The organism is Haloferula luteola (assembly GCF_014201715.1).
Classification (GTDB): domain Bacteria; phylum Verrucomicrobiota; class Verrucomicrobiia; order Verrucomicrobiales; family Akkermansiaceae; genus Haloferula; species Haloferula luteola.
Genome location: NZ_JACHFD010000017.1, coordinates 1 through 26,487, shown reverse-complemented (window position 1 = coordinate 26,487; position 26,487 = coordinate 1). Strand labels below are relative to the sequence as shown.

At 60.0% G+C, this 26,487-nt stretch carries 16 protein-coding genes and 1 pseudogene; 8 read left to right on the top strand and 9 right to left on the bottom strand.

Going from position 1 to position 26,487, the window contains the following annotated elements:
- Positions 1–11: 11 nt before the first annotated feature.
- Positions 12–587, bottom strand: coding sequence for a sigma-70 family RNA polymerase sigma factor (locus HNR46_RS15150; RefSeq protein WP_184020284.1), 576 nt, complete (start codon positions 585–587; stop codon positions 12–14).
- A 105-nt stretch (positions 588–692) separates the two neighbouring features.
- Here HNR46_RS15150 and HNR46_RS15145 point away from each other — a divergent pair, with 105 nt between their 5' ends.
- From HNR46_RS15145 to HNR46_RS15130, 4 genes are read left to right on the top strand one after another with little or no spacing between them, the layout of a single operon-like run.
- A complete protein-coding gene (locus HNR46_RS15145; RefSeq protein WP_184020282.1) occupies positions 693–1,541 on the top strand; it encodes a hypothetical protein in 849 nt (282 codons plus the stop codon).
- Between the two features lie 32 nt (positions 1,542–1,573).
- Positions 1,574–2,599 (top strand): hypothetical protein, encoded by a 1,026-nt coding sequence (locus tag HNR46_RS15140; RefSeq protein ID WP_184020280.1) that lies wholly within the window; start codon positions 1,574–1,576, stop codon positions 2,597–2,599.
- 35 nt (positions 2,600–2,634) lie between these two features.
- A complete protein-coding gene (locus HNR46_RS15135; RefSeq protein ID WP_184020278.1) occupies positions 2,635–5,634 on the top strand; it encodes an FAD-dependent oxidoreductase in 3,000 nt (999 codons plus the stop codon).
- Between the two features lie 35 nt (positions 5,635–5,669).
- Positions 5,670–8,687 carry a hypothetical protein gene (locus tag HNR46_RS15130; RefSeq protein ID WP_184020276.1) on the top strand — a complete coding sequence of 1,006 codons (3,018 nt, stop codon included), beginning with the start codon at positions 5,670–5,672 and terminating at the stop codon, positions 8,685–8,687.
- Between the two features lie 44 nt (positions 8,688–8,731).
- Here HNR46_RS15130 and HNR46_RS21225 read toward each other — a convergent pair whose 3' ends face one another.
- Positions 8,732–10,756, bottom strand: a complete 2,025-nt coding sequence (locus HNR46_RS21225) for a glycosyltransferase (RefSeq protein WP_184020274.1) — start codon at positions 10,754–10,756, stop codon at positions 8,732–8,734.
- A gap of 93 nt (positions 10,757–10,849) precedes the next feature.
- Between HNR46_RS21225 and HNR46_RS15120 the strand changes: the two genes are divergently transcribed.
- Positions 10,850–12,112 carry a Glu/Leu/Phe/Val family dehydrogenase gene (locus tag HNR46_RS15120; RefSeq protein WP_246418128.1) on the top strand — a complete coding sequence of 421 codons (1,263 nt, stop codon included), beginning with the start codon at positions 10,850–10,852 and terminating at the stop codon, positions 12,110–12,112.
- An 11-nt stretch (positions 12,113–12,123) separates the two neighbouring features.
- On the opposite strand, the gene HNR46_RS15115 is transcribed toward HNR46_RS15120, so the two are convergent.
- Both HNR46_RS15115 and HNR46_RS15110 read right to left on the bottom strand, forming a co-directional pair.
- Positions 12,124–14,766, bottom strand: coding sequence for a GH92 family glycosyl hydrolase (locus HNR46_RS15115; RefSeq protein ID WP_184020272.1), 2,643 nt, complete (start codon positions 14,764–14,766; stop codon positions 12,124–12,126).
- Between the two features lie 38 nt (positions 14,767–14,804).
- Complete coding sequence (locus tag HNR46_RS15110) at positions 14,805–16,346, bottom strand: Na+/H+ antiporter NhaC family protein (protein ID WP_184020270.1); 1,542 nt, start codon at positions 16,344–16,346, stop codon at positions 14,805–14,807.
- 111 nt (positions 16,347–16,457) lie between these two features.
- Between HNR46_RS15110 and HNR46_RS15105 the strand changes: the two genes are divergently transcribed.
- Complete coding sequence (locus tag HNR46_RS15105; protein ID WP_184020268.1) at positions 16,458–16,913, top strand: YkgJ family cysteine cluster protein; 456 nt, start codon at positions 16,458–16,460, stop codon at positions 16,911–16,913.
- Positions 16,914–16,952: 39 nt separating this feature from the next.
- On the opposite strand, the gene HNR46_RS15100 is transcribed toward HNR46_RS15105, so the two are convergent.
- The 4 genes from HNR46_RS15100 to HNR46_RS15085 all read right to left on the bottom strand — a co-directional run bounded on the left by HNR46_RS15100 (position 16,953) and on the right by HNR46_RS15085 (position 23,306).
- The gene (locus HNR46_RS15100) at positions 16,953–17,315 is read right to left on the bottom strand and encodes a hypothetical protein (RefSeq protein WP_184020266.1); all 363 of its coding nucleotides are present in this window, start codon (positions 17,313–17,315) and stop codon (positions 16,953–16,955) included.
- Between the two features lie 178 nt (positions 17,316–17,493).
- Entirely contained in the window at positions 17,494–19,680 is a 2,187-nt protein-coding gene (locus HNR46_RS15095) for a sulfatase-like hydrolase/transferase (protein ID WP_184020264.1), read from the bottom strand.
- Between the two features lie 16 nt (positions 19,681–19,696).
- The gene (locus tag HNR46_RS15090; RefSeq protein WP_184020263.1) at positions 19,697–20,992 is read right to left on the bottom strand and encodes a DUF1552 domain-containing protein; all 1,296 of its coding nucleotides are present in this window, start codon (positions 20,990–20,992) and stop codon (positions 19,697–19,699) included.
- Between the two features lie 37 nt (positions 20,993–21,029).
- Complete coding sequence (locus tag HNR46_RS15085) at positions 21,030–23,306, bottom strand: DUF1592 domain-containing protein (protein WP_184020261.1); 2,277 nt, start codon at positions 23,304–23,306, stop codon at positions 21,030–21,032.
- A gap of 209 nt (positions 23,307–23,515) precedes the next feature.
- On the opposite strand from HNR46_RS15085, the gene HNR46_RS15080 reads away from it, so the two are divergent.
- Both HNR46_RS15080 and HNR46_RS15075 read left to right on the top strand, forming a co-directional pair.
- The gene (locus HNR46_RS15080; RefSeq protein ID WP_184020259.1) at positions 23,516–24,913 is read left to right on the top strand and encodes a hypothetical protein; all 1,398 of its coding nucleotides are present in this window, start codon (positions 23,516–23,518) and stop codon (positions 24,911–24,913) included.
- Entirely contained in the window at positions 24,910–26,058 is a 1,149-nt protein-coding gene (locus tag HNR46_RS15075) for an acyltransferase family protein (RefSeq protein ID WP_184020257.1), read from the top strand. The genes HNR46_RS15080 and HNR46_RS15075 overlap by 4 nt, the downstream gene beginning before the upstream one ends.
- Before the next feature lie 159 nt (positions 26,059–26,217).
- Here HNR46_RS15075 and HNR46_RS20670 read toward each other — a convergent pair.
- Positions 26,218–26,487 (bottom strand): annotated as a pseudogene (locus tag HNR46_RS20670) (hypothetical protein); the annotation flags it as partial.

Below are 26,487 nucleotides of genomic sequence, written 5' to 3'. Positions count from 1 at the left end.
CGAAGGGGAAGTTAGAGTGATTTCGGCTCCATCTTGCGCTCCACGCACTCACGCAAGAACGTCCTGGCTCGCGACAGGGTGACGTTGATCGAGCCCACCGTGCAACCCATCAACTTGGCGATCTGAGGTGGATTGTGATCCCCCCGGTAACGATACTCGATCGAGCGCCTCGCTTGAGGTGCCAGCTCTTGGATACAAGACTGAAGGAGCTCGATCCGTCGATCCACCTCCCGCCACTCGCCATACGGATGCGGCTCGGCATCGAGCACATCAAGGACCTCGTCCGACAACACCAAGCGCGGGTTTTTCTCCCGCCGCAAAGTTTCCAATGCCTTGAACCGGGCAATCGTTTTGACCCAGGCAGGAAAACTGGACCCTAACTCAAAACTCCCGGCCTTGCGACTGACCACCAGAAAGGTCTCCTGCAAAATGTCGTCCGCCAAGCTGAAGTCCGGCACGATCGACAGAATGTAACTGCGCACCATCGGCTGGAATTTCAAAAATAGCCCTTGGACGGCCACCGTGTGCCGCTCGGCATCGATCATGTTGGAGTCCTCGGGCATCGTCGCTTCCCAGAAACATGCCATGGGCAGAGCCGAAAATTAGCACCGAGAGAAATTTTCACCTCTCTGCTAAGGCGGAGCCCATCGAACTGCATGAGTGGGATGTCATCTTAAAAACCCTGCAAACCCATGAAAGCAAGTTCCCTCATTTTGACCTCCTGCATCGGCAGTCTGTCCGCCGCCAACCTGATGCTGGATTTCGGCCCCACCACTGTCGCGTCCCCCTATGAGACTCTCAGCCCGGCCCACCATGCCGGCACGGTGATCTCCACGGAAACTTCCTGGAACACCCTGTCGAGCTCTGCCGACCGAAGTGACCTGGTTTTCTCCGATGGCTCCTCAGCAGTCGGCATCACTCTCAACCTCGGCCAGGAAAGCACCTCCGGCAACGGAATCATCTCCTTTTCCACCGAGCTCACCAAGCTAACCCTGGCAGGAACAGGCGGAGGAGCCGCCGGCCAACAAAGCCTTCTGGGAACCGGATCGATCTACGGCTCGGACAGTAGCAGCACCGCAGCTGGACGCGATGGAGTCTTCGGCGATGGAAGCGGAGGCGCAGGATCCGCCATTGGAATGCGCGTGGATGGACTCGCAGCGGGCTCCTACACGATCTACTTGATGGGCCGGAACACGAATTCGAATGTCGGCTCGCTTCCCATGAACCTCTTCGCCGCGGTGGGTGCCGATTCCAGCACCTTTGATTTCAGCTCACTTTCTCCCACCGTTCAGTCGAATCCTGGATACGCCACGGCCAGCTATGCGGGCGAATTCACCAGCTTCACCTCCGGGGACAACTTCGTCTCGATCGACGTCACCGTGACGGAAGGTCAGTCCCTTTTCCTCGTCAGCGACGGAGCCGATGCCGCGGAGACCCGAGGCTTCCTCAACATGGTGCAGATCGTCGAGGTGCCGGAACCCTCGACCGCTTCCCTCGCCCTCGTCGCCGGTGCTCTGCTGCTCCGCCGTCGCCGCCTGTGAAGGATCCAAGTGCTTCGATCTCACGTTCACCCATGAATCCAAGATGGCTGCTGATGGCGGCATTGGCAGTCCCCTGCCATGCCGAGTTGCGAGTCCACGAACCCTTCGATGCCGACGAGGGCCCAATCACCGGGCTCCATGGCGGCATCGGCTGGGCCGAAGCCTGGACTCAGGATGGCGACGCCTGCTCCGTGGTGAGCGGGTCCTTGGTCTATGTCGACGCCGATGCCCGATCTTTGGTCACGACGGGGGCTAAGCTCGATACCGCCGGTCCCGCCACCACCCGCAGCTTTCGCTCACTGGCAGGAGCTCCGATTGAGGAGGCATGGATCTCCTTTCTGTGGCAACTGCCTGCAGCCAATTCACTCTACGAAGGCGTCAACTTCTTCCGGGGTGCGACCTCCATTTTTGCGGTAAGCAATGCCAGCACCTCCACCAGCGCTCAACTTTCGCTCAATAACTTTCCAGCAAATTCCAGCACCTCCGCGGGAGGAGGAAGCTTCGGCACCACCCACTTCATCGTCCTTCATCTGAGCTCCACTGCCCAGGGAGACCAGATCGAATTGTTTCTCGATCCACCCCTCAGCGGACCGAATCGATCGCCCAACGCCACCATCGTGGGAGACGACTTCAGCTTCGACCGACTGCGCATCGCCGGCCAATCGGGAGCCTCCCTTGCAGTGGATGAAATTCGCATCGGCGATGCTTTCAGCGAGGTCGCACCGTATCTCACCCTCGACTCGGATGGCGACGGCTTGCTCGATGCCATCGAACTTGAATTGGGCCTCGATCCTGCGGTTTCCGATGCCGACCTCATTGCGGCCATCCAGGCTCACCCCGACTACTTCCAACTTCTCAGCCGCGACGGTCTGCGGAACCTGGCAGGAGCAGGCTCACTGCTTGAAGCCACCGACGGTACAGCCGAGCTCGTTTTTGAAATCCAGCACAGCGACGACCTTTCCCATTGGGCCTCTTTTGAATCCGTCCACCGCTCCATCTCTCTCCCTGCCGGGAAATCCTTCCTGCGGCTATCGCCGCGTGTCTCCACCACACCGTGACTTCGACACCTTCCACCTACCCGTCCCTTCCAGCCGTGCTTCGATCCCTACCATCGCTCTTGTTGTCCTGCAGCCTTTCCCTCTCCGCGGCCGAGCCTGCACGGGACATCATCGTCTATGGCGGCACCTCCGGCGGAGTCACCGCCGCCGTCCAGGCCGCTCGTTCCGGTCGCTCGGTCGTGCTCATCAGTCCCACCGATCACCTGGGGGGCCTTACTTCGAGCGGACTGGGATGGATCGATTTGGGAGACACCGAGATTTTAGGCGGCCTCAGCCGTGAATTCTTCACCGCCGCTTACCAACATTATCAGAATGACTCGGCCTGGAACTGGGAAGAGAAGAACCTGAGCATGCCAGGGCAAAATGGCCCCGCCTTTCTCAGCGCCGAGGAGATCGCGTCGGTCTTCGAACCCAAGGTGGCCGAGGCCATCTTCGACCACCTCATCGAAGAAGCCGGTGTTAACGTCGTCCATGGGTTCTTGGACCCGGAGAATGGAGTCCTCCGCGAAGGCACCTCGATCACCAGCTTGCGCCTCGAAGATGGCCGCGAATTCCCCGGGGCCATGTTCATTGATGCCTCCTATGAGGGAGACCTGCTACCGGGCGCAGGCGTCAGTTTCATCGTCGGCCGAGAAGCGAATGCCACCTACGGCGAAACCTACAATGGCATTCAAACCTCCCGAGCCACCAAAAACCAACTGCCTTCGGGGATCGACCCTTACATCACTCCTGGCGATCCCTCCAGCGGTTTGATTGCCGGGGTCAGCGGAGATCCGGCGGGCACCGATGGCGAAGCCGACGAACGGTTGCAGGCATTCTGCTATCGCATGGTCCTCACCGATGTCGCGGAGAACCGCGTGCCCATTCCGCAGCCAGCAGGATATAACGAGGCGGACTACGAGTTGCTGTTTCGTGCGATCGAAGCCGGCCAAACGAGCACCTTCTTCAAGCTCTCCATGATGCCTAACAGGAAGACGGACTCGAACAATGCCAGCGGCATGTCGACCGACTTCATCGGGAAGAACTACGGCCCCGGCTGGAATTGGACCACCCTCACCCATGCCGAGCGAGCGGCCTTGGCCAAGCAACACGAGAATTGGCAACGCGGCCTGGTCTGGACCCTGCAAAACCACAGCCGCGTCCCCGCCGCGATTCGCAATGCCTATCAGAAATGGGGACTGCCCGCTGATGAATTCACGGACAACGACCATTGGCCCTGGCAGATCTACGTCCGCGAAGCCCGCCGCATGGTATCGGACTTCGTCATGACGGAGGACCATTGTCGCGGCATTCAGGTGGCCTCGGACCCCATCGCTCTCGGCGCCTACGCCATGGATTCCCACCATGTTCGCCGCCAAGTGGTCCAAGGGGAGGTGCGCAACGAAGGAGATATTCAAGCCGCCCTCAGCGCTCCCTATCCGATCGGCTACCGCGCCATCATCCCAAAACGCTCGGAGTGCTCCAACCTTCTGGTCCCATGGAGCCTCTCCGCCTCACATATGGCATTCGGCTCCATCCGCATGGAACCCGTCTTCATGGCTCTCGGGCAATCCGCCGCCTTGGCCGCGGACCTGGCCCTGGATCAAGGCATCCCCGTTCAGGACCTCAGCTACTCGCAGCTGCGTCCCGTCCTGCTCGCGGCTGGCCAGGCCCTTGGCGAACTTCCTCCACCACAGCCAGAGGTGGTGCTGGATGATGCCGATCCTTCCGTGACCTTTGTTGGCACCTGGCTGGAAAGCTCGAGTACTGAAGGTTTCGTCGGTTCGGGCTATCATCACGACAACGATCAAGGCCAGGGCAGCAACAGCGCCTTCTACCCCTTTCAGCCGAGCCAGGCAGGCTTTCAACGCGTCTACCTCCGCTGGACCTCTCACGCCAACCGTGCCACCTCCATTCCTGTCGACATTCTGCATGCAGATGGCGCCGCCTCCGTCCGTGTCAACCAGCGCACCCATGGAGGAAAATGGAACCTCCTTGGCATCTTCCCATTCTCCTCAGAACCAGGACAGGGCATTCGAATCCGCACCACGGATGCAGACGGATACGTCGTGGTCGACGCAGCCGGATTCGCTCCTGTCGCGGAGGACGACGACTCCGATGGCGATGGCATGCCCGATATTCAGGAGGCAGTTTTGGGTCTCGATCCGGATCAATCCAACGCCCTCCTCATCGAAGGAGTGAAGCGCCACCGCGCGCTCTTCGGGTTGCACGACGTCTCAGAGATTCAGGACCTCACCCTCGATGGCCCGGAACTCTCCCGCAATGGGGCCGACACCGCCGAATTGAAGATCTCACTGAGCGACGATGAAGGCACGCTCGATGCGCTCAGCCGCAACCTCGCGACCACCGAGCAGCGCCGATTTTTCCGTGCTCAAATCGCTGGAGAGCCGGCCGGTTTTCTCCCGAAACTCGCTGCTGGATCTCCCCTGACCATGGTTGCCTACGGCACAAGCCTTACCGCCAACGGAGCTTGGGTGGGAGTGGTTCGCGATTGGTTAGAGGCCCGCTACCCGGGACAGGTGACCGTCATCAACAGCGGACTCAGTGGAAAGAACTCCGCCGAAGGATTGGCCCGACTTCAGGCCAAGGTTCTCGACTACCAACCCGACGTCGTGATCCTCGAATTCGGCACCAACGATGCCTTCCGTTATAGCGATGGCACACCGTCGCTCACCGTCGCTGAAGCCCGGACGAATCTGGAGCAAATGCTCGACCAAATCCACGCCGCCCAGCCGGATAGCGAATGCATCCTGCAGACGATGAATACCGTCTGGAACTCTCCTGCTGGCAGCAACGCATCCGCCACCCTGCGACCCGAGCTCGCGGACTATTTTCAGATGTACCGAGAAGTGGCCGCCGCCCGCGGTCTGCGTCTCATCGATCACGAGCCCAATTGGGCAGCGCTTCAACTGCGAGACCCAGCCGCGTTTGAAGCCGCGATCCCGGATGGCGTTCATCCGACCGCCGCCGCCCTCGAGGCGCACATGATCCCCTATCTGAAATGGAAGCTCGCTGGCGGCTTACCGCTGCCCTAAGCCGCCCTGCTTCTCAAATCCAGAGAACACAACCCATGAAAAACCCATACCTTACCGTCCTCGTGATCTCCACGTGGGCGACGATCGCTCGTGGCCAATTGCCCATCGATTCCATCGACCTCTCCGGCCCGACCTTGACGGGAATCCACGTCGGCGAGACATCCTATACCTCTCTGGTGGCACCGACTTCCTTCGTCGATCTCAAAGGCTCCACCGACTACATCCACCTCTCTGAAACAGCACCATCCTCGCTCGCCGCAGCCATTGGTAGCTTTGACATCGAAAGCGGATCTCTGAACCACCACTTTCAGGTTCAATTTGGCCAGCCGCTGTTTGGCTCCACGTTGATTTATCTGATGGCCAATGAAAATGACGCCACCATCAACGATCGGATGACGATCTACCCGCTCGATGCCACCGGCCAGCGCATGGGCAAGCTCTCCGCCTACATCCGACTCCTCGACTACGGATCTCTGCCCGTTCTTGCCGTCAATACGTACTTCCGGACCACCGAGGGTGCGGACAATGGCACCCTCAACCGCACTGTCGGCGGCATCGCCTTCAGCCTCGATGACCTTGGCATCGGCAACATCGCCGGAGTCGAAGGTTTGGAGTTCGAACCCACCACCAACGACTTCCTCGACCCACAGGAAATCGGACTCGCCCAGGCCGGATCCAGCATTGACCCCGTGCTCCTGCGCGATGTCACCACGGCCGATCCCGACCTGGACTTCGGCACCACCTTTCATGATGGAGGTGAGCTTCCCGAGCGCACCATCCGATACGTCAACGGAGGCCCGACCCAAAATATCCCGGTCGACTCGGTGACCATCACCGCGGGCTTTGAAATTACCGCCATTTCCAAGAATGGCTCTCCCCTGGCTCCACCATTCAACCTCGCGGTCGGAGACTCGATCGAAATCTCCGTCCAACCTCTCCCCAGTCCTGATTCGGAGCCGGTTTCCGGAACACTTCAGCTCAACGAAAATACCCTCGAAATCGACGCAACCTCCACCGTGCTCCGCGCCGGAGCTCGAATGAACCCCAACCCCAAGTTCGCCGACGGTGCCGGAACAGCCGTCGATTGGGCAGGTGGACACGCACGTCTGAGCACCGGGCTCACTCCGGGTTCCGCCTCCACGATCCGCATCTTTGGAATCGGCGATCCTAGTGGCTCCTCTGTGGGCGGAGCCGCTCAAAGCACTTCCGTCCCGAACGGCGCCAGCAACTTCGAAGCTGTGTTCCTCTTTTCCCCAGTGGCGGATTTCTCTCCCTACAGCGGAGCGGCCGCTGACGGCGGATTCACCGATCGCGCCATGCAGTACCTGCTGCTTGCCAGCGACACCACTGTCGCCAGCGGTGCCACCATCACCCCTGCGGACACCGCCAATGTGCTCATCAACCTCGCCTACATGCCGGATGGTATCACCAGCAATGGCACTCCCGGATTCTACGTTTTCGATGGGCTGACTGAATCCTGGCAATTGGCTATCGCCGCCGACTTAGCAGGCTCGGTAGATGCCAATGCCGATGGTGTGCTCGATCCCGCTACGGGAGATACCGTCGCCGCCTACCGTGTCGCCATTTCGGGCAGCGGATTCGGAACCAGCTCGGCCTTCTATCAGATTCAGGTCGCCCAAGTGACCGAAAGTGGACTCACCGATGAACTCAGCTCTTCCGCTCTGACGATATGGCATGGGACCAGTGGGGAAACCACCGGCCCGGCCGCGCATCTCTTCACCAGCGCCGACCAAAGCGATTCCAACGAGCTCGCCGGCTACGTGCCACCGTTCTGGGTGGACTTCTCCGCGCTCTATCAAGGCACCCAAGCAGGTGCGGCGCTCACCGTGGCGGGGACCCCATCGATTCTGTTCACCAAGATCGAAGACTCCCCCATCGCTCAGGGAACCCTGACCCTCCGCAACGATGGCGACAGCGAGAACCTGGAGATCACCGCAGTGAATTTCGAGAACGCTGCTTTCTCCGTAGCGGAAGCGCTTCCACTCCTGATCAATCCGGGCGCCACCGCCAACCTGACTCTGAACTGGGAAGCCTCGACCAGCGCTGCGCGCACCACCTTCGAGGTCGTCAGCTCCGACACCAGTTCTTCGCCGATTGAATCGCTGATTGCCGGCGCGACTTCCAACGCGGCCTTGAACCCGAACTTTGATTTTGAGGTGCCAGGCAATGACCCCTCGGGAGCCGACCCCTTTGCGTTCTGGAATGATGGCACCCAGATTCGGGCCGTACCCGGTCTCCTCGCTGGTTCGCAGACCGCAGCGCGAGTGAATGGCGGATCTGCCATGGGAACGACATGGGTACGCTCTTCTCCGTACTGGAGCGGTGGTGGAACTTGGGTCGCCGAAGCGGTGTTCGCCATCGGCGGCACCAACAACCGCATTTTCAATTTCAAGGTCCGCGAAGAACTGAATGGCGAGAACTACACGGAAATCAATATCCGCTACGAAGCCTCAAAGTGGCAGGTCTTCCACGGCATTCCAGGAAATGGCGGCTCGTGGATCGACCTCGTTGACTTGAGTGCATCCCCCTTGGCCGTCTCTGTGGATGCGGATGACAATGGCAGTCTCGATGACCCTGGCGATACCAAGGTGCCCTACCGTCTGCGGATTTCCGGCTCCGGCTGGGATGGTTCTTCCCCACCAACCTTCTCCTTCACCTTGATGGCGGCGGACGGCACCCTTCTGGGATCCGCTCAGAATCGCACCGAGTTGCTCAACGGTTTCGTCGTGGAGGATGTTCCCACCACCGGTCCGAACTATCTTGAAGTTCGTAACAGCGGCTCGGCTTTTTGGGTCGATGACATCGTGATCGCCACAGCCGCTGCCGGCACCGGCGTCCGAATCCTCGACGTCACAGGAGGACCAGGCGGGCTAACTCTGCACTACGACTCAGGGGGTGCCGCTGTGCGCATTGAGCGCTCGGCTCCTGGCCTGGACGACTTCCAGGAAATCGCCGGCGGAGAAACTTCAGGGATCTATCTCGACACCACCGCACCCTCGGGCCGCGCTTTCTATCGGATCGAACTCGAATGAATGAGCTCAGAGATCGGGGGTATCCGCCCTCGATCTCTTCCGTTTCATCCCTTCTCCCTCCACTCCCTTCTAAGAATTCGTGTCACCCCGTGATCGTGTTTTTCACACGCGATCAAGACCCGGCGGTCGCCCTTCTCCAAATCCCACCCATCTCCCGCCGAGCCCGCCTGCCAGCCGGATTCAAGCCAGTCGCGGAGTACCTCTTCCCGCGACTGCTTCGACCACTCTGAAAACTCGCGAACCACGGGTGCCCGGGGTTTTCTCGGTGGTGAAACGGGGCCGATCCAAGTCCCCGTCCGCGCCTTTGCGCGGATGCGTGGAGCCAGCCAACTCAGCACCTTCAACAAGCCTCGCGTCCATGGGCGATCAAAGGCCACGTCGAGATCACGCAGCGGCTGCATGCGTGCCAGAACGCCTTGATACCCCGCCAGCCCCATCGGGCCATGGTAAATCACCTCCTCACCGGTCGCCCGCACCGGCGCACCTGTATAAATGACCCCCTGCCAACGTGCATCCCCGGCCGGTGAAAAGCGCTGGGGAAACTTCGCCATCAACAAAGCCTCCGCTCGGCCGTATCCTCGTTGCTGTTTTAGATATCCCAGAGCGCACGGACGCCGGTGGTGCCAAACGAAGGCGTTCGGAGCGAAGCCGATGCGCATCCCCGCATCGCGAAGCCGCCAGCAGAAATCGACGTCGTCGCCTGCAGTTCGAAACCGCCCATCAAAGCCACCTATCGCAAAAAACGCCCCCCTCCGCACCGCCAGATTGCAACCCGGTACGTGCTCCGCTTCCAAATCGTCGAGCATCACCTGGCTGGCCGCGCCCGGCGCCGAGGCGATGGCTGCCGCAATCCCATCCGCGGGTGGCGGAGGCAGGTTCGGCCCCCCCGCTGCATCCCAGCCCGCCGCAAACACTTTCGCCAGCTCCACCAACCAATCCGGATCCACCTCACAATCGTCGTCCGTGAACGCAAGAACTTCCCCCGTGGCCACCTCGGCACCAGCATTTCGAGCCGCACTCAGGCCCGAAGGCGGCAAGCTCACCAAGCGAATCTCCGGGAATTCGTCCGCGACCCTCGAAGCGGTCCCATCGGTCGATCCATCGTCCACCACCACGACCTCAGGCGTCGGCCCCCTCAATTGCGTCAAGGACCGGAGACACGCCCCAATCCTTTCACCCCCATTCCGGGTGCACACAATCACCGAAAACCCCGGCATTTCCGGCTCGGGCAATGCCTCCCGGAAGGCCACTGACACCGCCGCCAATGCTGGCTTTTCCTGACCCTCCCGATCGGTCAGCCCGAACGACCAATCCTCCACGACCTCTCCTGCATTGAACCAACGATCACTCCACGCATACAAAGCCATTCCCGCTACCCCCTCCTCCCTCGCCACCCGCACCGCCCCCGCGAGCAACTCCGCTTGCCTCTCCGGCCCGTGCCGTTGGGAGTCCAAACCGAACTCCGAAATCAATACCGGCCGGTCCCCGGCAATCTGCTGCAAACGTCTCAGATACCTTCGCAAGGCCTCCACGTCCTCGAGATACACGTTCATCGCCGTCAGATCTGCCTGTCCCGGCTCAAGATACTCGGTCGTGGGGTAGTTGGCATACGCCCAGATCAACATCGGCGCCCTCTCGCGGCCAAACTCCACCAAGGACTCAAGCTGCCGACGCGTCCACTCCGGGCCCATCCAGCGCACCAAATCCGCTGGCACCTCATTGCCCACGAACACCCCGGCCAGTGCCGGGTGCCCCGATGATTCCGCAAGCCCCCCCGCCAACGAAGCTCGTGCCACCGCCAACGCCTCCCCATCGCGGAAATCCACCGATTGCGGCCACTCCGCCGCCGCAAACACCAGCAATCCCGCCGCCCTCGCCCCTTCCAACAAATCCCGAGAGGGCCACCCATACAGCCGCACCCCATCAAATCCCGCTGCACGGATCTTCACGAACTCCTCCGCCATCTCGCACGGCCAGCCGCCTGGAAAGGGCCCGTAAGTCACAAGGCGCAAGAATACCCGCTCCGCCCCTCGGCGAAGAAACCGTCCATCGACCCGGAGACGCTCCATTTCCCAGCCACGCTAGGAACGATGACGAGGAACGACGAGCAAAGACCGCCATTTCCCTCGCGCCCCTCCTCACCCGCATCTATCCATTTTCCCATGAGGAGCGAACTCCTGAACAATCCGATGTTTTCCATGGCCGCCACCCAATTCGATGGCGTGGCTGACTTCTTGGAGCTCAATGATGAACTCCGCGAACGCTGCAAATGGCCCAAGCGGCTCATCACCGTCACGGTCCCCGTCCGCCACGACGACGGCACCACCCGCGTCTATTTTGGCCATCGCGTCCAACACCACCTCACCCGAGGTCCCGTCAAAGGGGGACTCCGCTACAGCCCAGACGTTGATTTGGGCGAAGTCGCCGCCCTCGCCATGTGGATGAATTGGAAATGCGCCCTGATGAACCTACCCTTCGGCGGAGGCAAGGGAGGCATCAACTGCGATCCCCGCGCGCTTTCCACCGGAGAACTGGAGCGCATCACCCGCCGCTTCACCATGGAGATGATTCCCTTCATCGGTGAAGACATTGACGTCATGGCCCCGGATATGGGGACCAACGAACAAACCATGGCATGGATGGTCGATACCTATGCCACCCATGCCGGCCATCTCGTCCCCGGCATCGTCACCGGAAAACCCCTCTGCCTCCAGGGATCCGCCGGTCGCACCCGAGCCACAGGTCACGGCGTGGCATTCCTCGCCTCACGGGCACTCGACAAGCTTGGCGTGCCCATTGGCCAAGCCACTGCGGTGGTCCAGGGCTTCGGCAACGTCGGCCTTCATACCGCCCTCACGCTTTCCTCCTACGGCGTCAAAGTCCGCGGCATCGCCGACATCACTGGGGCCGTCTGGAACGATGCCGGGCTCGATCTTCCCCAACTCTCCGCCCACGCTCGCGACCAGGGAGGCGTGCGCGGATTCTCCGGAGCGGATGCCATCGACCCAGCCGAGCTCCTCTGCCAGCCCTGCGACATCCTCGCGCCTGCTGCTGCCGGCATGGTCATTACCCAGGAAAATGCGCCCAAGCTTCGCTGCAAAGTTCTCGCCGAAGGGGCGAACGGCCCGACCACTCCCGCCGCCGATGCGATTCTCAACGAGCGCGGAGACGTCTTCATCATTCCCGACGTCCTCTGCAATGCCGGTGGTGTCACCGTTTCCTACTTCGAATGGGTCCAGAACCTCCAGCGCTACCAGTGGACGGAACGGGAAGTCATCACCCGCCTCGAAACCCAGATGGAGGCGGCCTTCACCCGCGTTCTCAACTTCGCAGAGCGCTTCCGGCTCCCCATCCGAACTGCCGCTCAGGCTCTCGCTGTCAAAACAGTCTCTGACGTCAAGGCCCAACGCGGCATGTTCCCCTGAGCGCCCCCCCTTTAGCGGGTCACCATCACGGCTTTCAGCGACCCTTTCCCTTCCGTGGAGAGGGTTGCTTCCTCCCATCGATATCCCTCCGGCTTCGGATCACTGCCCGTAAATGAGGCGATCAGAGTTTCATCGGCCTCGCGGTAGGCCGCGGCCAGAAAATCGATCCCCTCCTGCTCGTTCCTGCGGAGGGTCAAGACCAGACGGCAAGCTCCGGCTCCCGCCGCAGGCAGCGAATCCCGAGCCACGATCTGGTCCGCCTTGCGGAAAACTCGCACGCCGTCTTTCTCGATCGAAGTGGTGGCCCAATACGGCCCCAGCCCCCACTGGAAATCGGTCACTTCTTCCGCAGTCGCAGGCTCATAGCGCGCCACCAAGGTCACCGCATCTCCGGCCTTCGCCAAATGGACCGTCGGAACCTTCGCCCGCCGCCGCCCATCCACCTCTTTCCATCCTTCCACGACCCGGGATCCTCCCAAGGCGGGTTGGAAATCATCACCCGTTCCCCACAAGGACGGGACCGGGCCCATCACAAAATGAAGCGTGCCCCCTGCCATCAAATCGGAATGACGGATGCGCGGCCGAGTCCATGGCTTGCCCTGCCACGTCACGGATTGGATGAAGAGGTTATCCCCCCCCGCATTCTCCGCCTCCAACACCAACGACTTTCCTCCCTCCAAAGCGAACGCGATCTGAGGGACGCGGGGCCCATGGAGATAATACAAATCCTGGCCTGCTACCGGGAAAATCCCCGCCGTCAGGAAAAAATACAGGGAAGACATCGCCCCGGAATCCTCATCCCCAGGGAATGAATAGGCCCCGTAGTGATCCCGCAGCCGGTCCGCCCAATGCGACGTGAGCGCAGGTCGCCCCGCATGCGCGAACAGCCAAGTACTGTGAAAGCACACCTCATTGGTGTAGTCCACATACGCGTTGCTCTCCTGCCGGAAGGCGAAATCCAACCGCTGGAGGAATCGCGCCCGCCCGCCCATCTTCTCAATCATCGCATCCCGTTCGTGCGGCACATTCCACGAATAGTTCCATGCCGTGCCCTGGTAAAAATCATCCCCCTTCGTCAGGCCCGTCGTACTAAATTCCCCGTTTTTTTTCCGCGCCCGTACGAACCCGGTGAACCCGTCCCCCGTCGCACTCTCGTCCCACACTTCCCGCCACGCCCCGGATCGCTTCTCCAGACGCTCTGCCACCGCCCGGTGACCCAGGCCTCGCGCCACCTGAGCTACCGCCCAGTCTTCATAGGCAAATGCGAGGGTCGATGACCCCGAGCGGGTCCGCCAATCGTAGTCGCCATGCTCCCCATCGCTCGCCACATACCCGAGCTTCAAATAATCCGGCATCCGGCGCTTGGCATGCGCCTCCAACAACTTCCAAACCTTCCCCCAATCGATCCCCGGAACCTTTTTGGCGAAAGCATCGGCGATGATCAGGTCGACCTCATCTCCCCCTTGCCCCACTTGGTAGTCCCTTCCCTGAATGAACGCCGTTTCCGCCCGGCCCCGGTGTTCATAGCGCTCTCCAAACCCATCGATCATGGAGGCCAGTGCTTCCGGTTGCACCACGGTCAATAAAGGGAACAAGGTCAACCAAGTGTCCCAACACGTGTAGTGATCGTCCCAAAACGGCGCGGTCTCCGGAAAATCCTCCGCATCTCCCGTCCGATCCCGCGGCTGAATCAAACTATGAAACAAGGAGGTGTACAGGCGCCGTCCTTCTTCCGGATCAATCCCCGGGGTCTCCACCCGCGACAGAGCCTCGACCCACGCCTGCCGACCCTTCGCCTCCAGCGCCTCTGCATCCCAATCCGGCAAGTCCGCTTCCAAAAACGCCTTCGCCGTTTCCACCGAGCGGAAAGAGACCGCCACCTTCAACTTCACCGGGCCCTCGGCTTCGGGATCGAACGCCATCCACCCTCCCAACCGGCCCCGGTTCTTCAACTGCGCGGCTGTGCCCCCTTCCTCCACTCGATCATTCTCCCAAGTTCCTACCCCCGTCGGTTTCCGATCCACCTTCGCGTAGAAAAACACCTCATAGGGAGCCGGATTCCAATTCCCATCAAAAGTCCCACCTCCCGAGATGGTCCCTGCCTCCGCGTCGATCGCAACGGAGCCTTCCACCATCCCATCGCTCTTGCCCAACTTCCGGGCCACATCGAAGTAGATCCGCGCATCCTCTCCTCGCGGAAACTCAAACTCATACAAGGTGGCCCGCCGCGCTGGCACCACCGTGCACGCCGTCTGCCACCGCTCCAACTTCGTCCGCATCGCCCAAGGCTTCGCCTCCATCCCCGTCACCTCGGAAGCATGATCCTTCTCCCCCATGCCCGGACCCAAACGCGGCGAAACCAAAAAGTTCCCGAAGGAAACCGTGCTGCTCCCAGCCCCCAGCGCGTGCAACTGCGAAAACCCCACCACCCGGCTGCCATGCTGGTATCCCGAAGCTGCCGTTTCCTCAGTATCGGGGCTCGGATACACCGAGGCGTGTGGAAGAACCGGGCCCGGCGGGCATGACCCCCGATCCGCAGCTCCGATCATCGGATCGATCCATTCGACCGCCTCCTCCGAATCCGCTCGCGCCAGCGGAATCCACACATTCAGAACAACAACAGCAAGGGCAGGAAACAGACTTCGAAGCATCATTGTGGAGCGGGAAACTACCCCCGAAAACGCGCCAAGGTTTATTGCCGATTTGAAAAACTTGCTCGGCGACAAGCCACCACCACCCCACCCAACAAACCCAACGCCCCCAAACCGGTTGCCAGTGGAGCGGCGCAACCCACTGCCATCAAGGCATAAACACCGGCCGAAACCGCGGCCACCACCGCCGCATAGGGCCATTGGGTCGCCACATGCGCCACTGGCTCACAACCCGAGGCCAGCGCACTCACAATCGTCGTATCCGAAAACGGACTCGCATGATCTCCAAACACCGCCCCACCGAAAACCGCCCCAATCACGGCCGGAAGAGCCGCCGGATCGAACCCCGCCTGCGCCGTCGCCAAGCCTAGAGCAAGGGGCATCACCAAGGCCATCGTCCCCCACGAAGAACCCGTGGCGAAGGACGTCAGTGCCGCCGTTCCAAAAACCGCCAACGGCAACCATGGCGCCGCCACATGCCGGCCCAAAGTTCCCTGCAAAGCTTCCGCAGCCCCCATTGCCTGAAACACGCTCCCCAGAGTCCACGCCAACACCAGAATCACCAACGCGGGCAACAAACCCGCTGCTCCTGCCACCGCCGCCGCTCCTGCCCGATCCCTCCTCGGATGACAGCCCCAGGCCGCCAATAATCCCGCGACCGCCCCCGTCACGAGGGCCACCGGACCCGCCGAACTCGACGCCGCCTGCCTCCATGCGTCCAACGACAAGACCCTCACCGGATTTCCAGAAAACCACTGCAGCGAAATGGCAATCGATCCCGCCAACACCATCAGAGGCACCACGGCCCGCCACGCCGCAGTCGCCACCATCGCCTCCTTATCATCCCCCAAATCCACCGCCCGAGCCCCCTTCATCGGCCCCGGCTCCCAACGGAAAAACACCGCCACCGGAATCAACAACAAGGTCAACACACAGTACGGATTTGCCCCAATCGACCGGAAATACAGCCCGTATGCATCCGCCCCCGGAAGACTATCTCCAATCAAGGTCAGCTGGGTCGCAATCCACGTCGAAACAAACGCCACACACGCCACCGGTGAACTCGTCGAGTCCACCACCCACGCGAGCTTCTCCCGGGAAACTCCGGCCCGATCCGCCGCCTGCCGGCAAATCCTCCCGACCAACAAACTGTTCGCCAACCCATCGAAGAAACAAAGCAAACCCATCGCATAGGCCGATCCCAGCACCCGGCGATCCGCCGCACCACGGCCCAACATCCGTTGCAGGATCGCCGCAAATCCCCCTGACGATTCCAGCACCCCTGCAAATGCTCCCAAAAGCAAAGTGAACACCAGCGCCCCGACATGCCAGGAGCCCTCCAGGGATGGAAATCCATGCTCCTCCATCGCCACCCTCACCATCTCCACTGGACGCCCCTGAGCCAACAACAGAGCCCCTGCCAGCACCCCCGCCGCCAAACCCACGATCGCCTGCCGACTCAACAAGATTCCGACCAATGCCACGGCTGCTGGCCAACAGGTCACCCACCCCCCCTTCACCCCTCCCAAGGCCAAAGCCCAAGTCGTGGCGAGCAATCCCAATGCAACCCCCAGCTTTTTCATGCTTCCGAACATGCCCTCCGTCATCGCTTTGCCCAGCCGGAACCTCCGCCCCCTCACCGTGCTTGCTTTCCCCACCCGGCCGGATACCAGATCTCGCACCCAACCACTCCCATGTCGGCCGACCCGATTCCCGTCATTCCCCTCCACCCGGCCAATCCCTGCATGACCTGCGGTGCTTGCTGTGCGTTCTTTCGGGTCTCCTTTCACTGGGCAGAATCCACTGCGGGCAGACCCGATGGCGTTCCCGAGGAAATGACCTCCCAGGTCACGCCTCACCGCGTTGCCATGCTCGGCACTCTCTCCAAACCTCCCCGCTGCATTGCCCTCCATGGCACCGTGGGCGAGGCGGTCTTTTGCTCCATCCATCCTGCCCGCTCGTCCCCATGTCGCGATTTCGCCGCCTCCTGGGAAAATGGCGAACCCAATCCCGATTGCGATCGCGCCCGCGCTGCCTTCGGCCTTCCTCCCCTCGAACCCGGCTGGTGGCAGCCCGAGCATGACGGTGATGAACCGCCTCACGAACCCCGCCCCATTCGCCCCCGGCGCCGCCGCAAACGCGCTGCTTGAGGCCGCCGCCTCTCCGCCCTCGATCAGTCTCCGCGGGGATCATCCCTCCACCCGACCCGCCAACTTCACGCGCACCGCCGCCACCTGAAAATCATCCTCATAGAGGATTTCTCCCGGTTGATCAGTCGATTCGACCTCCATTCTCAGTTGGTATTTTTCAGCAAGACCCTTGTAGAACGAAAGGCGGCTCAAAAGAGGATGCTCCATCGCGGATTCCTTAAACCAAGTAATCGCCCTCCGGGGGTTCCCCTCTGCATAGAATGGAGGAAGGGGCAAATGCTCCTCATACCAATTCCGGTGGTCCCAGTATTCCCTTTCCTCATCCTCCGTCACCCGGCCATCTCGAACCAAATGCCATACGGCGACAAAAATCCCATACCGCTCCCCAGTATAAGGACTCACCGCGTCAGAGCAGTAACGATAGAATCGCATCATAGAGAGTTTCCACCCCCCCCACTCTATCGCCGGGATCTGCTGGAACAAGTCCCAGGACGGGAAGCCGACTGATCCCCCACGACCTCCTCGCCCCCTCGATGGCTCTTCAAACGTTACTATCGCACCCGCCTCCTGGGAACGCTTCTCATTCGATTCCCCACTCGGCCAACGGCCCCGCAATGGCATCCGCCCAGCGCCGGTATCCTTCCGCGGATAGATGAAGCAGATCCGGCATGATCTCGCGCGACAACCTCCCGTCTTCTTCGAGAAAGACCCCACCCACATCGAGATAACGGACCCGCTCACCATCAGCGAAAGTTCGCAGGCGGTCGTTGATCGCCCGATTGTTCAAGCGCGCCGGATCCCACGCCGTCTCCCCTCGGGGAAAGATCCCCAAAAGCAACACCCGGGTGTCCGGAGTTTGCTCTCGGAGCGTCTCTAAAATCACCTTCACACCCTCGGCAACCTCCTGAGGTTCCTGCATCCAATGCCCGGTGTTGTTGGTGCCTATCATCACCACCGCCACCTTGGGTTTCGCTTCGCATTGCCGTCCTTCCGTCAACCGCCACAACACATGTTCCGTACGGTCCCCCCCAATGCCTAGATTGATCGCCTTGAGCTTGCCGTAGCGATCCTGCCAAACCTGCTTACCGGTGCTTTCCCAACCGTGCGTGATCGAATCCCCGATGAAGGCCAGATCGTAGGGACCCTCACTTGCCAGTCGAGTCAGCCTCGCATTGCGCTTTTTCCAGGTGCGTTCCTTCCCCTGACGCTCGTCGCCACGGGTCGAGGGAATGATGGCCGACTGCACACCAAAGAACTTCCGGAGATCAAAGTAGCGCTTTTTCATGCCCTCGAAAACCTCTCGGTACAGTGGGTCGTCATGCACGCTTCGCAGCTCGTGGGGATCTTCCACGAGATCAAAAAGTTGCCACTCCCGCGTGCGGGGAAATCGCATCAGTTTGTAACGATCGTTGCGAATCCCATCGTGCTCGGGCACCTCGTGAATCGCATCATTCTCGTAGTAGGCATAGTAAACTGCATCTCGCCAACCACTGGGCAGGACCTTGGGATGCTCAATCACTGGCATCAAACTACGACCCTGAATGTCGGAAGAAATCGGAACCCCCGCCGCCTCGAGAAAGGTCGGCGCATAGTCAATATTCTGCACCAACGCCGTCGGCCGACTCCCGGCCTCGATGACCCCTGGCCACCGCATCAACAAAGGCATCCGCATGGACTCCTCAAACATCCACCGTTTGTCGAACCACCCATGCTCCCCCAGATAAAAACCCTGATCGGAGGCATAAACCACCAGCGTGTTCTCGGCCAGCCCGCGCCGATCCAGTTCGTCCAGGACCCGCCCCACATTTTCATCCACCGCAGCCACGCACTTCAGGTAATCGCTCAAAAATCGCTGAAACTTCCAATCGACCACATCGCGATCCGTCAGGCTTCCGGCTTCCAGCTCAGCGAGAAATTTTTCATTTCTCGGCTCATAGTAGTCATCCCATGCTTTCTTCTGGGCCGGACTCATCCGTCCATATTCCTCATTCTTCATCCCGGAGGCGAAGAATTCCGGAAACCGGTTTGGCCCCTTGAATTTCAGGTCATGCGCCCACTGAAGATCCTTGGCGATCGACATCTCGTTCTCCTTCAGCAAACCACTGCGCCCCTCGTAATGATCGCCGAAAGTCTCCGGCTGAGGGAGGACTTCCCCTTCCAATCGATCCAAGAACCGCGGCGCTGGTGACCATCCACGATGCGGTGCCTTGAACTGGCACATCAGGAGAAATGGCCGCGATGGATCGCGACTTCCCAACCACTCCATCGCTCGGTCCGCAATCACGTCGGTCGAGTACCCTGGGTAGCGACGCAAGCTCCCATCCATCTGGCGGAAGTCCGGATTGTAGTAGTGCCCTTGCCCAGGCAACACCTCCCAATGATCGAATCCTTGGGGATCACTCCCCAAGTGCCACTTCCCAAAGATCGCCGTCTGATAGCCAGCCGCCTGAAGCATCTTCGGAAAAGTCGGCTGATCACCATCAAAGCGATTTGAATTGCGCCGAAATCCATTCACGTGGCTGTGCTTCCCAGTGAGGATGCACGCCCGCGAGGGACCGCACAACGAATTGGCACAAAAAGAGTTTTCAAAAACCGCCCCCGCTTCAGCGAGCCGATCGATCTGCGGTGTGGTCGTAAGCTTCGAGCCATAGGCGCTGATCGCCTGCAACGCATGATCGTCAGAAAACAGAAACACGATGTTCGGCCGCGGACGCTCCGCGTGAACTCTGACCGCCAAGGCCAGGACCCACAGCAACAGAATCTTCATCGAAAAAACTGACCCATCAGATTCCCGCCAGCACCCCAGTCGAATCTCCGACCCGCTCGGCCTGCACTCCCATCCGCTCCAACAGGGCGAGGTGAAGATTCGTCATCGGCGTTCCCTCAGCCGCATGAAGAATCTGGCCTGGCTGGAGCGAGCCGCCGCCGCCGCCCGCAAGAAGCAGCGGAAGGTCGTCGTGATTGTGGCGGTTGCCATCGCCGATGCCGCTTCCGTAAACGATCATCGAATGGTCGAGAAGCGAGCCCTCGCCATCCGGCGTCTCGGCCATGCGACGCAGAAACCCAGCAAACTGCTCAGCGTAAAAACGGTCAATCGTCGCGATTTGATCAAGCAGCTCCGTGTCATTGCGGTGGTGGGAAATCGAATGGTGACCATTGGCAATTCCAAGCTCAGGGAACGGCCGGTTCGATCCATCGTGCGCCAACAAAAAGGTGGAAACCCGAGTGCTGTCGGTCTGAAACGCCAGCGCCATCAGTTCGAACTGCAGTTGAATGTGCTCCGCGTAGCTTTCGGGAATCCCTGCCGGACAGGCAATCGGAGGTTGGGGCGGATGATGATTCTCTGCACTCTCGATCCGTTTTTCCAATGCACGCACGGAGGTCAGATACTCCTCCACTTTGCCGCGGTCCGTGGCTCCCAGGCGCCCTTGCAGGCGCTTCGCGTCGCCGCGCACAAAGTCGAGGATGCTCTTGCGGCGGACGCGGCGCGCCGCGTCCTGCTTGGCATTGCCCGAACCAAAAAGCTTCTCAAAGACCAAACGGGGATCCCGCTCCGCCGGAGCAGGCGTGTCTTCATCCAGCCAGGAAAGGTTGAACTGATAGGCACACGAGTAACCCGAATCGCACTGCCCGGAACGCCGCGCCGGATCGGTCGAAAGCTCCAGCGAAGGGAGGCGAGTTTCATGCCCCATCTGGCGCGCCGCGATCTGATCCACTGAAATACCGGCCCGGATATCCGCCCCAGCAGTCTTCCGCGCCTGACAACCCGTCAGGAACGTTGCATTCGCCCGGGCGTGATCTCCGGCACCATCCCCGTTGGCCCGGGCCTTATCGTGATCCAGATGCCTTAGCAGGGAAATGTGCTTCTCCAGCCCTGCGAGGGGTGCCAGCGAATCCGCGAAAGCAAGAGTGTCCCCTTGCGGCAACCATCGCGATAGATTCACCCCGTTGGGCACATACACGAAGGCAAGGCGCCGCGGCGCGGCGGCAAGCGAACCTACCGGAGATCCGAAGGCTTCCAGTGAGGGCAGGGCCAGCGTGGCGGCCAGGCCTTGAAGAAAGTGGCGTCGCGAGGTCATGGCAAATGGGGCTACGCAAGATCAGGGAGGAAATGTTTCATCCATCTCCCCGTCGCTTTTGAAAGGGCACCGAGCGGGTGACGGCATGGATCATCGCACGAAACCCTCCACCCGTCGCTTCGGTTTCCGCCAAAATGCGATCCAGTGCAGGTTTGTCATACCAATCCGTCCCCCGCCCCAAAGCGTAGGTCAGAATCTTCGACGCCACGGATCGAAGCAACTCCTCGCGGTGCTCCCGCACCAGGATCTCCCGCAATTCCCCCGCCCCGGTGAAGGCTCGTCCACCCACCAATTCACCACTCACGTCCAGTGGCTTTCCATGGTCCTCCGTCCGCCATGTGCCATCCGCATCGAAGTTCTCCAGACCAAATCCAATCGGGTCCATCAACGCATGGCAGGCTGAGCAGTTCGGATCCTGACGATGCTTCTCCATCTGCTCGCGCAGGGACAAATGCTCCTTGCCTCCACCCTGTGGGGGATCGAGTTGCGGCACATTCGGCGGGGGAGGTGGCGGAGGAGTATCGAGCAAATTCTCCAGCACATACTTGCCCCGCATCACCGGAGACGTCCGAGTCGGAAGGGAGGTCAGCAAATGAAACGATCCCTGGCCGAGCAGTCCCCGGCGCGGCGTGCCCTCCAAATCCACCAGACGAAACTCCGGACCCTCAACCCCTGCGATCCCATAATGATGCGCAAGCCGCTCATTCAAAAACGAATAGGAGGCATTCAACAACTCCGTGACCGGTCGATCTTCCCGCAGCAAATACCCAAGAAAATGCTCCGTTTCCCGCCGCATGTCGCCGCGAAGTGCCAAATCAAAATCCCGGAAAAATCGAGGCGATGGACGCGAAGCCGCCAAATCGCGCAGTTGCAACCATTGCCCACCGAAATTCGACACCAACGCCGAAATTCGATCCGAGGCGACCATCCTCTCGACCTCCTGAGTCCATTGCTCCCGCAACTTCCCCTCGTCCGCCAGCATCATCAGCCGCTCGTCCGGCATCGTCGACCACAGGAAATACGACAGTCGCGACGCCAGCGCATGCTCACCAATCTCATGCACCGAACCCGGTTCATCGGGCTCCGGTTGCGGCTCCTCCCGATACAAAAAGGACGGGGACACCAGCATCGTTTCCAAACCCATTGCCACCGCTTCGTCGGCAGCCATTTCCTCGCTGCGCAATGCGTGAAACAGACCGAGGTAACGATCGATCTCCTCTGCCTCCACCGGCCGTCGGAAAGCCCGACGGGCGAAATCCCGGAAAATCCGTCTCACCTCCTCGTCCTGATCACCTCGCAAATCTCCCTCGCCAAAAATCCGACGATGCGAGGCCGGCTTTGGCAATCGCGGTCCATCCAGCGGCCCCACCAAAGCCACCGACTCCAGCCGCAGATTCGTGTCCCGAGCTTCCGGCTCCGCCTTTTCATCCCACGAATCATTGATGAAATGCAGAGCGATCTTTGCGCGATCCGAACCTTCCACCGCCAAGTCCATGACCAGCACTTCAGGATTCTCCATAGAAGCCGTGGCAGTGATCTCTCCAAGGGATTGGCCGTCGACCTCCACCCGCATGGTCGGGGCCCCGGAAGGCCCACGAGTTCCTCCTGCCTTCACCTCCAGACGATAGCGCCCCGAGGTCAGACCACTGAACTCCGTGCTCACCACGCCATTGGTATGAAGGAACTTCCCGTTTCCGTCAGCCCTGCCATCTCCCCCCAGCTTGCGTCCAAGCCGCTTCTGCTTCGGAAAAGGCATCGGGCCTAGATGAACCGCCTTGCCGACCGCTAACCGCGCCGCATCCAAATACTTGTCCAGATGCGCCGGGGATAGAGTCAGCACATCCCCAATGGTGTCGAAGCCGTACCCCGAGTCATCCGGCGGCAACAATTCGACCACTCGCAAATCGATCCCCAGAAGATCGCGCAAAGTATTCTGATACTCGATCCGATTGAGCCTTCTCAGGGTGACACGACCCGGATCTGGGTGGTCGGGATCGACGGGAAAGACTGCCGCATCGATCCAATCGATCCATGCCTGGCGCTCTTCCGCCGCCGGTTGATATTCATCCGGCGGAGGCATCAAATGCTGCTCCAAATTGAGCCGAATCCGCTTCCACACCTCGCGATCCGCCTGCATCGAGGGGATGTCCGAAAATCGATCAAGATCGAGTTCGCCCTTCTTCACACCATCCCCATGGCAGTCGAAGCAATACTCGAGCAGCATCGGCTGGATCGTTTCCTCCCACGCCACCTCCGGCGGCACCGCTTGGGCCGCGCCGAGAAAGGCACCGAGAATCAAGGAAACGATCCGCATGATGGCGGGATACGCAGCGATTGGCCGAGTTTTCACAGGAGTTCGCCATTTCCGCCCAAACCGTCACCTCCCCCGTCCGCCCGGCACCACCCGCGATGACGCGTTCCCCCGGCTAGTTGACGGTTCCACCGTTGAGTCCTAGACTGCGCGGGCCGTCCGCCCGGGTCCTTCCCTTTCAAGGGCCTGCACCCACCCCCCTATTTCGTCCCATGTCTCCCGACGACCGCGAGGACCCCGTGTCCTTTCCCCGCACCCGGCTTCGCGTGGTGGTGGAAGCGCTTTTCTGGATTTTCATGCTTTCGTTCTCCCTCGACTATCGGGCGGCCGAAGCACGGGCCGGAGGAGCGGGTGCAGGACTCGACCAACTGGTTTTCCTCATGATGGCGCTCGGTTCCACCGGCGGCCTGCTCGTGCTCGGCTGGCGGACTCTCACGGTGCGCCCCGGTGCCTGGATGCTCGCCTTCTGGGGAGCCTTCCTCGCCTACATGCTCGGAAATGCCTTCCTCCAAGGGGTCAATCCAGGTCGATCGCTGCGCATCATCCTGCCCCTTATGTTGTGCTACGCAGGCATGATCAACGTCCACATTGCCAGCTGCCTCGGCGTTCGGCCCGCCAAGCTCGTCACTCCGATTCTCGCCGCCGCCTGCATCAATGTCGTGTGGCGAATGATTCAGGGATTCTTATTCAAAGGGGCTGAACTCGATACCGTAAGAACCGAGGTTCTCAGCTTGGCAACGGCATGGCTCACAGCCTTCATTGCTTGCTCCATCCTCCTCAGGCCACGGCTTCATTGGACTGCGATCATGGCAAGCGGTGTGCTTTTTGTGGGGATCATCATCACGATCACGCGATCATTGATTCTTCCCATCGCAGCCGCAGGCGCCACAGCAAGCCTCGGCTTTCTGCTAGGAGTCAAATGGGGTGCATTTCAGTGGCGCGATGTTCCTCGCAGACTTGCGCCCATCTTCATGATGGGAGGATTGGGAGGATTCGCCCTCCTTCTCACATGGATCGTTCAACCTCACATCATCGAACGATGGAATGAGCGCCTTTTCCACTACTCAAACCTTCGAAATACCACTCGCGACATTTCTTGGCTGACGCGCGAAGCAGAAGCGTCCGCCATCTTTCACATCCTGGGCTCCGATCCCATCTCCTACCTCTACGGAAAGGGTATTGGAGCCTCCTACTATTGGGATGCCGCCTACCTCCCCGAGATCTACCTCGTATATCCGAAGGAAGAACAACTCGGAGTGGACGTGTGGTTTTCGGGTCATTCGATTTGGACCTATTCCATGTTCTCCGGGGGAATCATCGCTCTGCTGTGCGTGATTGGATTGTTCATCGCCACCATCGTGCAATCGATCAAGGCAGCAAAAGCCAATGCGGGGATGCCGGGCCCAGACTACTGGATCGCCTTCATGCCCCTTGTTTTCACCGCGTGCTTCCTGAGTCTCACGCTGACTTCGAATCCGTTCGATGAACGACTGCTCGCTCTCATGTTCGGAGTCATGGCCACGCTTCCCCAAGCCTTCTTCATCCGCGGATCTTGGATTCACTCCTTCACAGATCGCCTCATCACGAGCGATTCTCCGACGAAATCATGAGCCCAATTTCCTCGTCTACGGTCGCAGCTCAGGCACCCAAACGCTTCGCATACGTCGACGAACTTCGCGGGTTTGCGGTGCTTCTGGTCGCTTTCGTTCACATCGGTTTCTATTTCGACGAAGACATGGGAATTACCCATATTTCCCGATATGGACAATATGGAGTGCAGTTGTTCTTTATGCTGTCAGCCTTCACGCTTTGTCACAGCATGGATCGCCTTCCACGGATGGGGCAAGGCGACTACCAAGCCTTCTTCATCAAACGCTGGTTTCGTATCGCTCCCCTCTACTTCTGCGCCTTAGTTTTTTATACACTTTACTCTTTAGCCAGCCATCAGCTTTTCGGCAAAACTCCATGGACAGAGCCATCGGCCTTTTCCCTCGGCGGCTTTCTTACCAACCTCACTTTCACTCATGGACTCTGGCCGCCAGCCGTCAATCAAGTTGTCCCGGGGGGGTGGTCCATTGGCTGTGAGTTTCTCTTTTACTCGCTTTTTCCATTCCTATTTTTCGCCACTCGAAATCGCCCTTGGCTCTTAGGGTGCCTGATCGCCGTCTGCATTCCTATGGCCTCCGCACTACCCAAGGTTCTTTCGACCTTGGGGTGGCTTGAGCCGCCCGGAAATGACAGCTTTGCCTATTTTTCGGTGATCAATCAGCTCCCCTGCTTCCTGATGGGAATGATCTATTTCCATTTCAAAGACCAAAAAGTCTTTCGCTTTCTCGGGATCGGAATGATGGCTCCCCTTGGAGTTCTTCTGGCGGTCCTCCATCCTCAATCATTCGGTTGGAACTTCACACCTCTTGTTGCTGGCATGCTGTTTGTTGGCTTCGCACTCCTGATCGAAGTTTTACCTCGCTTCCAGATCTTAGCTCGAATTGGAGAATGCTCTTTTTCGATCTACCTAGTCCATTTCTTCATCACTTGGAATCTGGGCGTGCTCTTTTTGAGGAAGTTCCCCGCTTTCCTTTCACAGCCCCTATCGGCTCTCGCCATCTACGCTGCTGTCGTGATCATCAGCTACATCGTATCTCGTTGGACCTATCAGCACATCGAATTGCGATCCATTGCAAAGGGACACGCCGTCGCCGGTTCGCTCAAAGAAAAGCGGAAGTTGAAGATGGTCAATCTTCGACCCGAATAAGTTCGATAACCCACGGATGCTCCGAGGGTCACCAAGTTGGATGCCTACCCTTTCGGCAAAACCAAGCTGGGCTGGCTTGGATCACTGCTTCGGTCAGCAGGTGCATCAACGAATGCGTCTGCCATCAGCACCTCCATGCTTCTCCCGGCACAATCGAGTTCAGAACTCGAATTCACATCCACCCCGGGGAGAAAGACGCGCGGTGATGCCTTCAAGATCATCAGCCACCAAATACCCGCCCTCTTCCTGACCTCCCCGCCGGATGAAGGGGTGCTGAGTTTCCACCGGGCTCAGGTCGCGGAAGAGTGCCAACTCCTCCTCCCGAGATGGGATTCTAGTGCATCGTCCGAAAAGTAGCAGGCATATCAGGTGATGCCAGCGTCTTGGGCGAGCTTGGTTAGTTGGATGATCCGACTGAGCTTCTTCGGG

Excerpts from the sequence above, each read along its gene's own strand:
- HNR46_RS15095 (WP_184020264.1), bottom strand. The coding sequence starts at position 19,680 with ATGAAGATTCTGTTGCTGTGGGTCCTGGCCTTGGCGGTCAGAGTTCAC.
- HNR46_RS15140 (WP_184020280.1), top strand. The coding sequence starts at position 1,574 with ATGAATCCAAGATGGCTGCTGATGGCGGCATTGGCAGTCCCCTGCCAT.
- HNR46_RS15110 (WP_184020270.1), bottom strand. The coding sequence starts at position 16,346 with ATGAAAAAGCTGGGGGTTGCATTGGGATTGCTCGCCACGACTTGGGCT.
- HNR46_RS15115 (WP_184020272.1), bottom strand. The coding sequence starts at position 14,766 with ATGATGCTTCGAAGTCTGTTTCCTGCCCTTGCTGTTGTTGTTCTGAAT.
- HNR46_RS15085 (WP_184020261.1), bottom strand. The coding sequence starts at position 23,306 with ATGCGGATCGTTTCCTTGATTCTCGGTGCCTTTCTCGGCGCGGCCCAA.
- HNR46_RS15080 (WP_184020259.1), top strand. The coding sequence starts at position 23,516 with ATGTCTCCCGACGACCGCGAGGACCCCGTGTCCTTTCCCCGCACCCGG.
- HNR46_RS15150 (WP_184020284.1), bottom strand. The coding sequence starts at position 587 with ATGGCATGTTTCTGGGAAGCGACGATGCCCGAGGACTCCAACATGATC.
- HNR46_RS15145 (WP_184020282.1), top strand. The coding sequence starts at position 693 with ATGAAAGCAAGTTCCCTCATTTTGACCTCCTGCATCGGCAGTCTGTCC.
- HNR46_RS15090 (WP_184020263.1), bottom strand. The coding sequence starts at position 20,992 with ATGACCTCGCGACGCCACTTTCTTCAAGGCCTGGCCGCCACGCTGGCC.
- HNR46_RS15120 (WP_246418128.1), top strand. The coding sequence starts at position 10,850 with ATGAGGAGCGAACTCCTGAACAATCCGATGTTTTCCATGGCCGCCACC.
- HNR46_RS15130 (WP_184020276.1), top strand. The coding sequence starts at position 5,670 with ATGAAAAACCCATACCTTACCGTCCTCGTGATCTCCACGTGGGCGACG.
- HNR46_RS15105 (WP_184020268.1), top strand. The coding sequence starts at position 16,458 with ATGTCGGCCGACCCGATTCCCGTCATTCCCCTCCACCCGGCCAATCCC.
- HNR46_RS15075 (WP_184020257.1), top strand. The coding sequence starts at position 24,910 with ATGAGCCCAATTTCCTCGTCTACGGTCGCAGCTCAGGCACCCAAACGC.
- HNR46_RS21225 (WP_184020274.1), bottom strand. The coding sequence starts at position 10,756 with ATGGAGCGTCTCCGGGTCGATGGACGGTTTCTTCGCCGAGGGGCGGAG.